Raw genomic sequence first — 15472 nt, 5'->3', positions numbered from 1 at the left:
GGGAGCCTCTGGCCGTCATGAACCATTTGAACATCGGGATTCTTGCGCATGTTGACGCGGGGAAGACCAGCCTGACCGAGCGTCTGCTGTTCGACGCGGGAGTGATCTCCCGGGTCGGCAGTGTCGATGCCGGCAGCACCCAGACCGACTCGCTCGACCTGGAGCGTCGGCGTGGGATCACCATCCGTTCCGCCGTGGTGGCGTTTCGGGTGGACGACCTCCAGGTCAATGTCATCGACACCCCCGGCCACTCCGACTTCGTCGCGGAGGTGGAGCGGGCGCTGCGCGTCCTCGACGGCGCCGTGTTGGTGGTGTCCGCGGTGGAGGGTGTGCAGGCGCGAACCCGGGTGCTGATGCGCTCGCTTGCCCGATTGCGGATCCCGGTCCTGGTGTTCGTGAACAAGATCGACCGGATGGGTGCGCGCTACCGGGAGGTATTGGGCGCGCTGGCCGCCGAACTGGGGCCCGGGTGCGTCGCGATGGGGTCGGTGGCCGGGATCGGTACCGCGGACGCGCGATTCGCGCCGTTCGACGCGGGCGACCCGGAGTTCGCGGAGCGGCTCGCGGAGGCGTTCGCCGACCACGGCGAGTCGTTCGTGGACGCGTATCTGGACGACCGGGTCGTGCTCACGGCGGCGGACTACACGCGCGAACTGCGGCGCCAGGTACGCGAGGCCCGGGTGTATCCGGTGTTCTTCGGCTCCGCCCTGAACGGGGAGGGGGTCGGCCACCTGGTGCGGGGAATCGCCGCGTGGTTGCCGCGCGTCGAGGACGCGGCCGAGCAAGAGCCCTTGCGGGCGGTCGTGTTGAAGATCGAGCGGGGGCGCGCGGGGGAGAAGATCGCGTACGTGCGCACCTGGAGCGGGGTGCTTCGGGCGCGGGACTCGGTCGCGCTGTTCCGGCGCGAACACGGGGGCGGTGTGGCCGAGTCGACCGTGCGGGCCTCCGGGGTGCAGGTCTTCGATCGTGGTACGGGGGTCCGGGACGCGGATGCGACGGCGGGCACCATCGCGAAGGTGCGGGGTCTGGCACAGGCGCGAGTCGGCGATCAACTGGGGTCGGCGGACGGGCTGCCTCGGACCGGACTGTTCGCGCCGCCGACGTTGGAATCGGAGGTCACACCCGGGCGACCGGGCGAACGCCCCGCGCTGTTCGCCGCGTTGCAGCGGATGGCCGAGGAGGATCCGATGATCGACGTGCGGGGCGACGAGTCGTCGGGGGCGATCTCGGTGCGCCTGTACGGCGAGGTGCAGAAGGAGGTGATCGGGGCGACGCTGGCCGAGGAGTTCGGTCTGCGGGTGGCGTTCGCCGAGTCGCGGCCGCTGTACTTCGAGCGCCCGGTGGGGGTGGGCGAGGCCGTGGAGGAGATGGACGCCGACGGGCCCACCTACTTTTGGGCCACGGTCGGTGTGCGGGTCGAGCCGGCGCCGCCGGGGAGCGGGATCGAGTTGCGGTTGGGGGTCGAGCTGGGTGCGCTGCCGCTCGCGTTCCATCGCGCGATCGAGGAGAGTGCGCGCCGGACGTTGCGGCAGGGGCTGTATGGGTGGGAAGTGCTGGACTGCACGGTGACGTTGACCCGTACCGGGTATTTCAGTCCGGTGAGTGCGGCGGGGGACTTTCGGAGTGTGACGCCGCTGGTGGTGGCCGACGCGTTGCGGCGGGCCGGGACGCGGGTGTTCGAGCCGACGCATCGGTTCGAGGTGGAGACTCCGGCGGACTGCCTGGGCGTGGTGCTGTCGGCACTTTCCGCGGCGCGGGCGGTGCCGGAGGAGCAGGTGGCGCGGGGGGATCGGTTCCTGGTGCGGGGGAGCCTTCCGGCGGCGATGGTGCATGGGGTTACGGGGCGGCTGCCGGGGCTGACGCGGGGGGAAGGGGTGCTGGTCAGCGAGTTCGAGGACTACCGGCTGTTCGCGGGCCATGCGGTCCCGATCCGGGAGCGCACGGGGGCGGACCCGTACGATCGTGAGCGCTACATGTTGCAGTCGCTGGGACGAGTCCGGGGCAACTGAGCCCCCGCGCACACCGCCGCCCGCAGCCCGGCCTCCGGCCGGGTGTCCTCAAGCGCCGGACGGGCTGGGTTGGTTTGGGTTCCGTCAGTGCCGGGGGCTGCGGTGTGGCCTCCGGCGGGGTGTCCTCAAGCGCCGGACGGGCTGGGTTGGTTTGGGTTCCGTCAGTGTCGGGGGCTGCGGTGTGGCCTCCGGCGGGGTGTCCTCAAGCGCCGGACGGGCTGGGTTGGTTCGGGTTCCGTCAGTGTCGGGGGCTGCGGTTTGGCCTCCGGCCGAGTGTCCTCAAGTGCCGGGCGGGCTGGGTTGGTTTGGGTTCCGTCAGTGTCGGGGGTTGCGGTTTGGCCTCCGGCGGGGTGTCCTCAAGTGGCGGACGGGCTGGGTTGGTTCGGGCTTGCCACAGGGTCGAGTGTGTCCCGGAGTCCTGCGGCTACGTCCCCGAGGCGGGTGTCTCCTGAGCACGTGGGGATGGGGTGGCGGGGGCTGCTGTTGTGGAGGCTCTTGCCACCAGGCGGGGGGTGAAGCGGTGGTCTACGTGGGGGACGTGGTAGCCCTGGAGTTGTTGCCACATGGCTGTGGCGATTGCCGTGGACATCTGTTCTATGGGTTGTTGGATCGTGCTCAGTGGGGGGTCGCTGTGGGCGGCCAGGTATGAGTCGTCGTAGCCGACCACCGAGACGTCGGTCGGGACGTGGCGGCCGGATTCGCGGGCGGCGGAGATCGCGCCGAGGGCCATCAGGTCGCTGCCGGTGATGATCGCCGTGGCGCCGGCGTCGAGGAGGCGGCGGGCCGCGGCCTGGCCGCCGGTGATCGAGTACGTGGACTCCACGTAGAGCGCGTCGTCGCAGCCGCCGAACGTCGCCGTCATCGCCGCGCGGTAGCCGGCCAGGCGGTGGCGGGAGGGGCGGTAGAACTCCTCGCCGCCGGCCAGCGCGATCCGGGTGTGCCCGAGGCTGTGCAGGTGTGCCACCGCCATTGCCGCGCCGGCCGCCTCGTCGGTGGTGACCGTGGACACCGGCAGGCCCGGTACGCCGCCGTTGACCAGCACCATCGCCACGTGCTTTCCGTGCAGGTGCCAGTAGAAGCCGTGGTCGGCCTCGGGGTTCGCGTGCCGTCCGGAGACCAGGACCAGGCCCTCGATGCCACGCCGTAACAGCGTTTCGATGTAGTCCAGCTCGGTCGGCCCGTGCTTCGTGGAGCTGCCGATCAGCGCGGTCACCCCGTACTGGCTCAGCCGCGCCTCCACCGCGCCGGCCAGCAGGGCGAAGGCGGGGTTCTCCAGCTCCGGCACGATGATGCCGACGAAGGGTTGGCCGACCGGTGCCGGCGCGACCATGCCCTGCTCGCGAATCGCCGCCAGGACCCGGGTCCTGGTGTGCTCGGCGACCCCGGGTTTGTCGTTGAGGACCCGGCTGACGGTCGCCGCGCTCACCCCGATCCGGTCGGCGATCCTGCGGACCGACGGGCGCTCTGGTGTCACGCGATGGTCACCTCTCTTCGGCGGGTCCGGCGCACGGGGAACAGCGCATGGGGGACACACACACGCTAGCGAAACGTGTTTCGTCGTTGCAACAAAATCTTTGAAACATGTTGCAGAGTGTTGCAGTCGATTACGCCGAGCTTTTACGCTCCTCGGCATTCGACCTGATGAACGGCATGTTTCGGAGTCACAAACACCATGCACCCACCGGAAACACTCTGTAACACAGTGGCACACCACGACGGTTCGCCGGGCTACGTGAGCAACCCGTCGCCGCAACCGGGCGATCGCGTCGAGCTGTTCGTGCGTGCCCGCACCGACGCCGGCACCCGCCGGGTGCACGTGCGCACCAAGCTCGACGGAGAACCGGTGTTCACCGAGGCCCGGGTGGATCGGGTGGACGGCGACGAGACCTGGTGGCGGGTCGAGGTCGAGGTCGGCAGCACCGAGTTCGGCTACCGCTTCCTGCTCGACACCCCCACCGGCAACCGCTGGCTGACCGGCGCCGGCATCGCCTCGCGCGATGTGCCCGACACCGGCGACTTCACCCTCACCACCCACCCGGCGCCGCCCGCCTGGGCCGCCGACGCGGTCGTGTACCAGATCTTCCCGGACCGCTTCGCCCGCTCCGCCCGGCAAAGCGACATCCTCCCGGACTGGGCCACTCCGGCCGCCTGGGACGATCCCGTCCCGTGGGGCACCCCGGGCGCGCTCCAGCAGATCTACGGCGGCGACCTGTGGGGCGTGCTCGACCGGCTCGACCACATCCGGGCACTGGGCGCCAACGTCCTCTACCTCACCCCGTTCTTCCCGGCCCGCTCCAACCACCGCTACGACGCGACCACCTTCGACCGGGTCGACCCGCTGCTCGGCGGCGACGAGGCGCTGCGGGCGCTGACCGCCGAGGCGCACCGGCGCGGCATGCGGGTGATCGGCGACCTGACGCTGAATCACTCCGGGGACGGGCACGAGTGGTTCCGGCGCGGACAGGCCGAACCGGACTCCGCCGAGGCGGGTTTCTACTACTTCGACGGCGCGGACCGAGGCCGCTATGCCTCGTTCTGCGGTGTGGACACGCTGCCGAAGTTCGACCACGCCTCCGCCGAGTTGCGGGCCCGGTTGTACGAGGGCGCGGGTTCCGTGGTGGCTCGGTATCCGCGGGACTTCGGGCTGGACGGCTGGCGGATCGACGTCGCGCAGTCGGCCGGCCGCCACGGCACCCAGGACCGCAACGCCGAGGTGGCCCGCGCCACCCGCGCCACGCTGAACGCCGCCGCGCCGGACACACTGCTCCTGGCCGAGCACCAGCACGACGCGTCCGCGTCCCTGCGCGGCGACGGCTGGCAGGGCACGATGGCCTACTCCGGCTTCACCCGACCGGTCTGGGGGTGGCTCGCCGACGCGCCGCTCACCGAGTTCTGGGGTGTGCCCGGGCCGATCCCGGCCTACGGCGGCGCCGAACTCGCCGCTGTCATGCGCGACTTCGCCGCCCTGCTGCCCTGGCGCTCGTACACCCACAACCTGACCCTGCTCGATTCGCACGACACCCAACGCTTCCGCTCGATGGCCGGGCGCGAGCACCAGCACCTGGGCGCCGCACTGCTGTTCACCCTGCCGGGGCTGCCGATGGTGTTCGCCGGCGACGAGGTCGGCGTGGAAGGGGTGCACCTGGAGGACGGCCGCCGGCCGTTCCCGTGGGACCCCGCGCGCTGGGACCACGACACCCACCGCGTCTACCGCGACCTGATCGCGCTGCGGCGCGGACACCGGGCGCTGCGCGAGGGCGGCCTGCGCTGGCTGCGCTGCGATGCCGACACCGTGCTGTTCGAGCGGTGGTTGCCCGAGGAGACGCTGCTCGTCCAGGTCGACCGTGCCTCGCACGCCCCGATCGCCGCGCCGGCCGCCGCGCACAGCCTGACCGGCGGACCCGACCTGCGCCGCGGCGAGCCGATGCCCGCCGACGGACCGGCCTTCCACGTCTGGCGGGTGGAGCGCCCGTGACCCCGACCGAGCAGCCCGCCGCCCCCGCACCCACCCCGGGAGAGTTCCCCCGCATGTCCCTGCCCGCGAACACCGGTGGCGTGATCGAGACGTTGTCGAACGTGCGCTCGACGCATCTGGACAACGTCCGCGACGTCCACGTGTACCTGCCGCCCGGCTACGACCGGCAGGGCGGACCGTACCCCGTGGTGTGGCTGCACGACGGGCAACACGTGTTCGCCCGCACCGGCCCGGAACCCAGCTGGCGGGTCGAGGAGACCCTGGACCGGCTGATCGCCGCCGGCCTGCTGCCGCCGCTGATCGCGGTGGCCGTGGACAACGGACGCGACGACCGCGGCGCCGAGTACAGCCACTACGTGCCCTACCCGCGCGATCCACGCGCGTTGTCCCGGGGCGGGTTGTACGAGCGTTTCCTGACCGAGGAGTTGCGCCCGCTGCTCGCGGCCCGGTACCCGATCACCGACGACCCGGCGCACACCGCCGTGCTCGGCTCCTCGATGGGCGGCCTGGTCAGCTACCACCTGGCGTTTCGCCGCCCCGACGTGTTCGGTCTGGCCGGAGTGCTCTCGCCGTTCCTGGTCTTCGTCGATCCGATCACCCTCGCCGAGACGCCCGTGCACCACCGGCAGAGCGCGCGCGGTCCGGCACGGATCTGGATCGACATCGGCGGCATGGAGGGCCTGATCACCGTGCGGCACACCCGCGACCTGGTCGACCACCTCGTCACCGATCTCGGCTACGCGCCGGACCGCGAGGTGCGCTTCCACGAGGACCCGCAGGCGCCGCACCACGAGAGCGCCTGGGCCCGGCGGGTGGGCAGCGCGCTGCTGCACCTGTTCGGCGACCCCGACCTGCCGCTGGTCGAACTGACCATGCCCGAGCGGCCCGCGGTGGCCACCGGACAGGCCGACGTGAGCGTGGCGCCGGTGGGCGTGCGTGCCGACGGCTGCACCTACTCGGTGCTGGACGCCGCGCTCGCCTGGACCCCCGCCGACGCGCTGCGCCCGCTCGGCCTGGCCCGGGTCGCCCCCGGTCGGCCCGGGCCCGTCGCGCTGACCGCGACGGCCGGCGGCCATACCGCCGAGGGCACGTTGGAGGTCGTCGAGGGCGGCGCCGACGCGCTGTTGGAGGTCACCGTGACCACCGCCGCCGACCTGCCCGCCGACGAGACCGTGTACTACTCCGGCCTGCTCACCACCCGCGTCGCCGCCGGCGTCCATCAGGGCACGTGGCGACTGCCGCGCGGAGTGGGCCTGACCGGCGCGGTCGGCCGCGGCTGGCGCTGCGACGGCCTCACCGAGGACGGCACCCCGATCCGCGACCCCTTCCACCACGACGGCGACCGCCGGCTCACCGTGCACGTCCCCGCGTGGACCGACCCGAACGCCCGGACCCCCGCAGCACCCGAGACCGACGCGACCGCACCCATCGAGGAGACCCCGTGAGACCACGACTGCTGCTCCCGGCCGTGCTCGCCGCCGCCACGCTGCTCGCCACCGCGTGCGGCGGCGGGGGCGGCGACAAGGGCGACGACAAGACCGCCCCGCCCGCCTCTGCCCCGGCCGCCGGCAACGGCTCGCTGACCGTCTGGGCCGACGACGCCCGCGCCAAGCCGCTCCAGGACATCGCCGCCGCGTTCACCCGGGACAAGGGCGTCAAGATCAAGGTCGTGCAGAAGGGCCTGGGCGAGATCCGCGACGACTTCGTCTCCCAGGCCCCCACCGGCCAGGGCCCCGACGTGGTCGTCGGACCGCACGACTGGCTCGGCAAGCTCGTCCACAACGGGGTCCTCGCACCGCTCGAACTCGGCGACCGCGCCGCCGCGTTCTCCCCCGTCGCGCTGGAGGCGATGCGCTACGAGGGCCGCACGTACGGACTGCCGTACGCCGTCGACAGCATCGCCCTGTTGCGCAACACCGACCTGGCCCCGCAGGCTCCGGCCTCCTTCGACGAACTGCTCGCCACCGGCCGCCGGTTGGTCGAGCAGGGCCGGGCCGAGCTGCCGGTGGCGGTGCCCGTCGACGCCAAGAGCGGATCGCCGTACCACCTGTACCCGTTGCAGACCTCGTTCGGCTGCCGGGTCTTCGGCACCAAGCCCGACGGCGCCTACGACCAGGCCAAACTCGAACTGGACAGCCCCGGTTGTCAGCGCTTCGGCCCCTGGCTGCGCGGTCTGGGCAAGGACGGCGTGCTCTCCACCTCGCTCACCGCCGACATCGCCACCGACGCCTTCCTCAAGGGCAAGACCCCGTTCCTGCTCGCCGGCCCCTGGGACGCGGCGACCTTCCGCGCCGCGCACGTGCCGTTCGCGGTCGACCCGGTGCCCAGCGTCGACGGCTCCCCGGCCCGGCCGTTCGTCGGCGTCCAGGGCTTCTTCGTCGGCGCCAAGTCGGCAAACCCGATCCTGGCCCAGGACTTCGTCCTCAACTACCTCTCCACCCCGCAGGCGCAGCGTGCCCTGTACGACACCGGCGGCCGGGTCCCGGCGACCACCGCCGTGCTGGAGCAGGTCGGGAACGACCCCGTGGTGGCCGGTTTCGCCCGCGCCGCCCAGGCGGGCCTGCCGACGCCGAACCTGCCCGCGATGGACAGCGTGTGGGCCGACTGGGGCCTGACCCAACTGGCCATCATCCAGGGACACGGCGACCCGGGGGAGCTGACCAGCGCGATGGCCGGACGCATCCGCGCCAAGATCGTTGCCGGCTGAGCCGGAGCGACGAGGAGAGACCGAGACCGTGACCCAGATCCCGCCCACCCAGCCGCCGCACACCCCACCGGGCCGGCGACCCACGGCCGACCCCGGCCACCCCCCGGCCCGCCGCGGCCTCGTCGGCCTCGCCGTGCGGATCGTCCTGCTCGCCGTCGTCGACGCGCTCGCGGTCTACGGGCTCCTCGCACTGGCCGCGCAGCACAAGTGGGCGATGTTCGGCGCCCTGCTCGTGGGCACGGTCGCGGTCAACGTGATCTACGCCGGCAAACGCCACGTGCCGGCCAAATATCTCGCCCCCGGCGTCGTGTTGCTGCTCGTGTACCAGGTGTACGTGGTGTTCTACACCGGGTTCGCCGCCTTCACGAACTACGGCGACGGCCACAACAGCGACAAGCCCGACGCGGTCGCGGCGATCCTCGCCCACAGCGAGACCCGCGTACCCGACTCGCCGGTACGCCCGGCCACCGTCGTCGCCCGCGGCGACCGGGTCGGCCTGCTGGTGACCCTGCCCGACCGGGGCGTGCGCCTCGGCTGGGCGGGGCACCCGCTGGAGCCCGTCGCGGACCCGGTGTACGACTCCGCCGGCCGCGCGATCGCCGCACCCGGCTGGCACCGGTTGAGCTACGCGCAGATCGCGAGCCGGCAGAAGGAGATCAGCGAACTGCGGGTGCCCGCGAGCGAGGATCCGAACAGCGGCAGCCTGCGCACCGCCGACGGGATCAGCGCCGCCGCCTACCGATCCACGCTCGACTACGACCGCGGCGCCGACACCATCACCGACCGGGGCACCGGCAAGGTCTATCGACCCACCTCCGACGGGGTCTTCGCCGCCGACGACGGCACCAGGCTCAGCCCGGGCTGGAAGGTCTTCGTCGGACTGGACAACTTCGAGACGATCCTCACCGACCGCGACATCCGCGGACCCTTCCTCGGCGTGCTGGTGTGGACCTTCGTCTTCGCCGGCATCTCGGTCGCGGTACCGTTCGCCATCGGACTGGTCCTGGCCGCGGTCCTCGACGGCAAACGGCTGCGCGGACACCGGATCTACCGCTCGCTGATCATGCTGCCCTACGCCTTCCCGGCGTTCCTGGCCGCACTGGTGTGGCAGGGCCTGCTCAACACCGACTACGGCTACGTCAACGTCTCCCTCCTGGACGGCGCGCACATCGCGTGGCTCACCGATCCGTGGTTGGCCCGGCTCAGTGTGCTCGCCGTCAACGTCTGGATCAGCTTCCCGTACATGTTCCTGATCTGTACCGGCGCACTCCAGGCGATCCCCGCCGAGGTCACCGAGGCGGCGCGGATCGACGGCGCGGGACGCGGACAGATTCTGCGGCACGTCAAACTGCCGCTCCTGCTCACCGCCGTCACCCCGATGCTCATCGCGACCTTCGCCTTCAACTTCAACAACTTCAACGTCATCTACATGCTCACCGGCGGCGGTCCCAAGGACCCCGACGCGCCGATCGAGGTCGGCTCCACCGACCTGCTCATCTCGCTGGTGTACAAACTCGCCTTCGGCGGCAGCAATCGCCAATACGGCATGGCCTGCGCCGTGTCGATCCTGATCTTCGTGGTGGTCGCCGCGATCTCCGTCGTCGGCCTGCGCCGCAGCCGCGCGTTCGAGGAGTCCTGATGATCCGTTGGTTCGCGCGCACCGGATGGCGGCACCTGATCGGGGTGCTCGCGGTCGTGGTGGCGATCTTCCCCCTGGTGTTCGTGTTGTCCGCGTCGCTGAATCCCAGCGGCACCCTGACCGGATCCAACGAACTGTTCTCGGACACCACCGACGCGCACTACCGGGAACTGTTCGACGACCCGCTGCACCCGTTCGGCAGGTGGTTCCTGAACTCGATGGCGGTCGGGCTGGCCACCGCGATCGGGTCGGTGTTCCTGGGCGCGTGCGCCGGCTACGCCTTCTCGCGCTTTCGGTTCCGGGGACGCGGGGCCGGACTGACCACGCTGCTCCTGGTCCAGATGTTTCCGCAACTGCTCGCATACGTCGCACTGTTCCTGCTGCTGTCCAGCTTCGACGACGTGTTCCCGGCAATCGGTCTGGGCAGCCGGCTGGGTCTGGTGATGATCTACCTCGGCGGCGCGCTCGGGGTGAACACCTACCTGATGAAGGGCTTCTTCGACACCGTGCCACGCGACCTGGACGAGGCGGCGCGGATCGACGGGGCCTCGCACGCCCAGGTGTTCTTCCGGATCGTACTGCCGCTGGTGGCACCGGTCCTGGCCGTGGTCGCCCTGCTGTCCTTCGTGGCCACGCTCAACGACTTCGTGATCGCGAGTCTGGTGTTGAACGACCCGGACAAGCAGACCCTCGCGGTCGGGCTCTACCACTTCATCTCGTACGGAGTGGGCCGCAACTGGGGCGTGTTCGCGGCGGGTGTGCTGATCGCGGCGCTGCCGGTGCTGGTGCTGTTCCAGTTCCTGCAACGCTTCATCGTCGGCGGGCTGACGGCCGGTGCGGTGAAGAACTGACCCGGCGCGCGTTCCCCGTCGTTCCCATGATTTCTCCCTCGAAGGAAGCTCTCGGATGACCGTCACGACCACGAACACCCCGACGACCACCGGCTGGTGGCGCGACTCGGTGATCTACCAGGTGTACGTGCGCAGCTTCGCGGATGGCAACGGCGACGGGATCGGCGACCTGCCCGGCGTGCGCAGCCGGCTGCGCTACCTGAGCGAACTGGGCGTGGACGCCGTCTGGCTCACCCCGTTCTACGCCTCCCCGCAGGCCGACCACGGCTACGACGTGGCCGACTACCGGGCCGTCGACCCGCTGTTCGGCACGCTCCGGGACGCCGACGCGCTGCTGCGCGACGCGCACGCGCACGGCCTGCGGGTGATCGTCGACCTGGTGCCCAACCACACCTCCGAGGCGCACGCGTGGTTCGTCGACGCGCTGGCCGGCGGCCCCGGATCGGCTGCCCGCGCCCGGTACCACTTCCGTCCCGGTCGCGGCGCCGACGGGGAACTGCCGCCCAACGACTGGCAGTCGGTGTTCGGCGGCCGGGCCTGGACCCGGGTGCCGGACGGCGAGTGGTACCTGCACCTGTTCGCCCCCGAGCAGCCCGACCTGAACTGGGAACACCCGGAGGTGCACGCCGAGTTCGAGGACGTGCTGCGCTTTTGGCTGGACCTGGGCGTGGACGGCTTCCGGGTCGACGTCGCGCACGGCCTGGTCAAGGCCGAGGGCCTGCCCGACATCGGCGGCGGCGCCGGGATCGAACTGCTCGGCAGCGCCGAACTGCCGTTCTTCGACCAGGACGGGGTGCACGAGATATACCGCGGCTGGCGGCGCATCCTCGACGGATACCCGGGCGCCCGGATAGCCGTCGCCGAGGCGTGGACGCCCAGCCCGGAGCGCACCGCGCGCTACGTGCGCCCCGACGAGCTGCACCAGGCGTTCAACTTCCACTACCTGGGCACCGATTGGTCCGCGTCCGCGCTGCGTGAGGTGATCGACGCGTCGTTGGCCGGGGCCGCCGGTGTCGGTGCGCCGGCGACCTGGGTGTTGTCCAACCACGACGTGCACCGCCACGTCACGCGCTACGGCGACGGGGAGACGGGGCTGCGCCGGGCCCGGGCCGCCGCGCTGTTGACGCTGGCGCTGCCCGGCTCGGTCTATGTGTACCAGGGCGAGGAACTGGGCCTGCCGGAGGTGTTGGACCTGCCCGACGAGGTGTTGCAGGACCCGAGGTGGGAGCGCTCCGGGCACACCGAGCGGGGGCGGGACGGCTGCCGGGTGCCGCTGCCGTGGTCGGGCGGGCGGGCGCCGTACGGATTCGGCGCGCCGGGCAGTGCGCCGACGTGGCTGCCGCAGCCGAGCGCCTGGGCCGGGTTGAGCGTCGAGGCGCAGTGGGACGATCCCGCGTCCACGCTGTCCCTGTATCGGTCGGCGTTGGCGATCCGTCGGGCGCACCCGGACCTCGGTGACGGCGCGGAACTGCGGTGGTTGCCGTCGCCGGAGGGCACATTGGTGTTCCGGCGCGGGGAGGGGCCGGTGTGCGCGGTGAACCTGCGCGCGGGATCGGTGCGGCTGCCCGAGTACGGGCCGGTGTTGCTCGCGAGCGGCGAACTGCCCGGAAGCGGTGTGCTGCCGGGCGACACGGCGGTGTGGTACGCGGTGGACGGAGACTGAGCGGGCCGGTTCGGGTTGTTCGGCGGGGTCCGGGACTTCGGCGGCGGCTTCCGAAGGCCGGGAGTCGCCGCCGATCGGCCGCTGTCGTGGGGCCCGGGTGTCCGGATACAGTGGGCGGGTGGCGCAGTTCGAAGTAATCGTGGACCCGGAACGCGAAGCCTGGCTCGGGCGCATGCTCACCGAATCCAATACGGCGGTCTCCCCGAATCTGGCGACGCTGCGTGGGACTTCCGCCGAGAACGAGGAACCCCTCCAGCTCTACGTCCGCGACGACGACGGTGAACTCGTCGGCGGGCTGACCGGCTACACCTGGGCCTACTGGCTGCACGTGCACCTGCTGTGGGTCGACGCCCGGCTGCGCGGCGCCGGGTTGGGTTCGGAACTGCTGGAGCGGGCCGAGAAGATCGCGTCGACCGAGCGGGAGTGTCGGCACGCGCGACTGGAGACCTGGGACTTCCAGGCTCCGGACTTCTACCGCGGGCACGGTTACGAACTCGTGGGTACCGTGCCGGACTACCCGCCGGGCAGTATCGAGTACATCTTCGTCAAACGCCTCGGCTGAGCCGGGTTCGATCGGCGGGTTTCGCTCGGTCGACGGGTGCCGCCATGGCTGTGGCGGTGTCCAGGAGTTCGATCAGCGTGCCGGAGAAGTCGGGCAGGAGTCGTACGGCCACCGTCCAGGCGTCCGGGGTTGTGCCGAGGCGGGCCCGGAGGCGATGCGGTCGCAGTTCGTCGGGCAGCCGCCAGGGGTCGAGCGCGGGTCGACGGGCGGCCGGGGCCTCGATGATCGCCGAGCCGGCCAGGAGATCGAACGCGACGCGGGCCGGCCGGCATGTGCGGACGATGTCCTCGACGGTCAACGCGCCGCGCTCCAGGGCGGCCCGCACCCACGCGCCCACGTGGTGCGGATGCTCGGGTGGGCAGGCCAGCCGGGCGAGCAGGAGTTCGCGCGGGCACTCGGGGTGCGCGACCACCGCGTCCCGGACCTCGTCCGGCCAGGTGTCGCGGGTCAGGGTCTCGATCAGCGTGTCCCAGGGCGGTGGTCCGCACTCGGCGAGGACGACGCCGGCGGCGTGCGCCGGGCCGCGCAGGGCCGTGACGATCGCCGCCGGTGTGGTCACCTCGGCCAGCCGGGCGTGTAACAGGGCCGGGCCGTCGACGTCGTCGAGGGCGGCGCGGACGAGTTTCACGGTCTCGGCCGGGAAGGGGTTGCGCGAGTCCTCCAGGCCGTGGCGGGTGGCCTCGTCGATCAGGGTACGCACCCCGTCGGGGCCGGCGTTCCGCCACCGGTCGAGCAGCGCGCGCAGTCGGCCGGCGTCGGTGTAGAGGGCGCGCCGGCGCAGGACGATCCGCGCGACGCGGGGGTCGTCCGAGGCGGGGGCGACGTCGACGGCGAGCCGGCTGTTGGGCCCTTCGTCGCGTTCGAGGCAGCCGAGCAGGGAGGAGGCGAGCGGGACCGTGCCCGGGCGGCCCGCGCGGTCCACGCCGGACAGCAGCCGCGTGACCGCCGCGTCGTCCAGGTGGGCGCGGCGGAACAGCAGGGCGTTCACCGCGGGATCGTCGAGATCCAGCAACTCGGCCACGGTCTCCGAGGGTTGCTCGGCCACGCCGGCCAGGATCAGGTTCGCGGCGGGACCGTGCACGGCCCGGAGGCGTTCGCGCAGCGCGCGGTCGGGCGGGGCGGCGGCCAGCAGGGGGCGCAGTGCGGGCGGGTCGAGCAGGGACACCAGCGCGTGTTGTTGTGCGCTGCTCGCGCAGCGGAACAGCAGGATGCGGGCCGGGTCACCGCCGGAGGGACGGGGGCGCGCCCGGTTCGGGGCGAGGCCGGCGAGGGCCGTCGCGACGAGGGCGGCCGGAGTGCCGGGGAAGCGCGGGAGTTCGGCGAGGACGGTGGACCACGCGTCGGCGTCGGTGCCCAGGGGGGCGAGGAGTGCGCGTACGGCGGCGTGCACGGCGGGGTCCTCGTCGGGCAGGGCCAGGAGCACCGCAACGGCCGGTCCGGCCTCGGTGAGCAGCGCGGATGCGGAAAATCGGCCGCGACGGAGTCCTCGGCGCAGGAGGGGGGTCCATTCCCATTCGTCGTGGTCGAGGTCGTGGTCGGAGTTTCGGCCCGGACCGGTCGGGGCGGTCGTGGGGAGGCGGAAGGCGCGGGCGCGCAGGGTGGGGCGGGCGGATCGGCCGCCGTCGCGGACGATCTCGTCGGGGCAGTCGGCCCATCGGGCGAGGACCGCGGTCACCGACGAGGGGAAGGGCTTGCGCAGGTGTTCCTCGCGCGCGACGGACCAGTCGGGCGGGACGGGGACGGGACCCTTGGCGCGGCGGACGCGCAGGAGTAACAGGTGCGTGGCGGAGGAGGGTTGGTGTCCCTCGGCGGCGGCCGGGTCGTCGAGGCGGTCGAGCAGGTCGCCGTGGTCGAGGTCGCCGGCCGCCCGGCGGAAGCGGGCGAACGTGGATTCGTCGAGAAGGGAGCGCAGCGCCCGGTGGCGTTCGGCGACCACGGCCGGGGGCAGGTCGGGGCCGAGTTCGAGCAGGGCGTGTGCGACCAGTTCGCCGAAGGGGGCCCACAACGCCGGTTCGAGCAGCCGTTCGTGATGTTGGGTCAGCAGCCAGGGCACGAAGCCGTGCGGCGTGCGCCAGTCGGGATCCGCGGGATCGGCGGCGGCGAGTACGGCGCGCCGGAGCACGACCGCGTGCCGCTCGGGGTTCGTGGGCCGGTACAGGGTGCGGGCCAGGGCGGGGCGGCCGAGTCGGGCCACGCGCAGCAGGGTGTCGTGGTCGAGGCCCGGGTTCCCGGCCAACGCCCGGAGCAGGTCCGTGTCGTCCGTCTCGAACACGGCCTCGATCAGGGCACGCGGCAGCGACCGCGCACGGCGCAGGGCCAGGAGGCCGGAACCGCCCAGTCGCCGGAGCAGTGCGCCGGACCGGTTCCGACCGACGTTTCGGAGCGCCACCACGGCGGCGGTTCCGGATGTGCCGGTCTCGTGCATGCGGGGCCTCCCGGGGGGCTGGTGCGGTCCTGGGGACCTTACGCGATGGGCTGATGTTCCCGGTGGGGGCGGGGAGTTGGTGGTGGGGAGGTCTCGGATCGAGTCGAGGGCCGAGACGTCGGAACCGGTGCCGCCCCGGGT

At 72.2% G+C, this 15472-nt stretch carries 10 protein-coding genes; 8 read left to right on the top strand and 2 right to left on the bottom strand.

Annotated features, from left to right (window positions below):
- Positions 1-17: 17 nt before the first annotated feature.
- Complete coding sequence (locus tag B4N89_RS39570) at positions 18-2009, top strand: elongation factor G (RefSeq protein WP_078981364.1); 1992 nt, start codon at positions 18-20, stop codon at positions 2007-2009.
- A gap of 424 nt (positions 2010-2433) precedes the next feature.
- On the opposite strand, the gene B4N89_RS39565 is transcribed toward B4N89_RS39570, so the two are convergent.
- Positions 2434-3483, bottom strand: coding sequence for a LacI family DNA-binding transcriptional regulator (locus tag B4N89_RS39565; protein ID WP_078981363.1), 1050 nt, complete (start codon positions 3481-3483; stop codon positions 2434-2436).
- Between the two features lie 228 nt (positions 3484-3711).
- Between B4N89_RS39565 and B4N89_RS39560 the strand changes: the two genes are divergently transcribed.
- The 7 genes from B4N89_RS39560 to B4N89_RS39530 all read left to right on the top strand — a co-directional run bounded on the left by B4N89_RS39560 (position 3712) and on the right by B4N89_RS39530 (position 12906).
- Positions 3712-5484, top strand: coding sequence for a glycoside hydrolase family 13 protein (locus B4N89_RS39560; protein ID WP_101897490.1), 1773 nt, complete (start codon positions 3712-3714; stop codon positions 5482-5484).
- On the top strand, positions 5481-6929 hold the full coding sequence (locus B4N89_RS39555; RefSeq protein ID WP_235619228.1) for an alpha/beta hydrolase-fold protein: 1449 nt from the start codon (positions 5481-5483) through the stop codon (positions 6927-6929). The genes B4N89_RS39560 and B4N89_RS39555 overlap by 4 nt, the downstream gene beginning before the upstream one ends.
- Positions 6926-8191, top strand: coding sequence for a sugar ABC transporter substrate-binding protein (locus B4N89_RS39550; RefSeq protein ID WP_078981361.1), 1266 nt, complete (start codon positions 6926-6928; stop codon positions 8189-8191). The genes B4N89_RS39555 and B4N89_RS39550 overlap by 4 nt, the downstream gene beginning before the upstream one ends.
- A 28-nt stretch (positions 8192-8219) precedes the next feature.
- Complete coding sequence (locus tag B4N89_RS39545) at positions 8220-9830, top strand: ABC transporter permease subunit (protein ID WP_078981360.1); 1611 nt, start codon at positions 8220-8222, stop codon at positions 9828-9830.
- Entirely contained in the window at positions 9830-10681 is an 852-nt protein-coding gene (locus tag B4N89_RS39540) for a sugar ABC transporter permease (protein ID WP_078981359.1), read from the top strand. Before B4N89_RS39545 ends, B4N89_RS39540 begins: the two co-directional genes overlap by 1 nt.
- Before the next feature lie 55 nt (positions 10682-10736).
- Positions 10737-12344 (top strand): glycoside hydrolase family 13 protein, encoded by a 1608-nt coding sequence (locus B4N89_RS39535; RefSeq protein WP_078981358.1) that lies wholly within the window; start codon positions 10737-10739, stop codon positions 12342-12344.
- 172 nt (positions 12345-12516) lie between these two features.
- Positions 12517-12906, top strand: coding sequence for a GNAT family N-acetyltransferase (locus tag B4N89_RS39530; RefSeq protein ID WP_078981620.1), 390 nt, complete (start codon positions 12517-12519; stop codon positions 12904-12906).
- On the opposite strand, the gene B4N89_RS39525 is transcribed toward B4N89_RS39530, so the two are convergent.
- Positions 12890-15331, bottom strand: a complete 2442-nt coding sequence (locus tag B4N89_RS39525) for a hypothetical protein (RefSeq protein ID WP_078981357.1) — start codon at positions 15329-15331, stop codon at positions 12890-12892. The genes B4N89_RS39530 and B4N89_RS39525 overlap by 17 nt on opposite strands.
- Positions 15332-15472: the final 141 nt, after the last annotated feature.

Source organism: Embleya scabrispora, assembly GCF_002024165.1.
Lineage (GTDB): Bacteria > Actinomycetota > Actinomycetes > Streptomycetales > Streptomycetaceae > Embleya > Embleya scabrispora_A.
The sequence above is the reverse complement of the archived record's forward strand: the minus strand, read 5'-3'. Positions and strand labels throughout refer to the sequence as shown.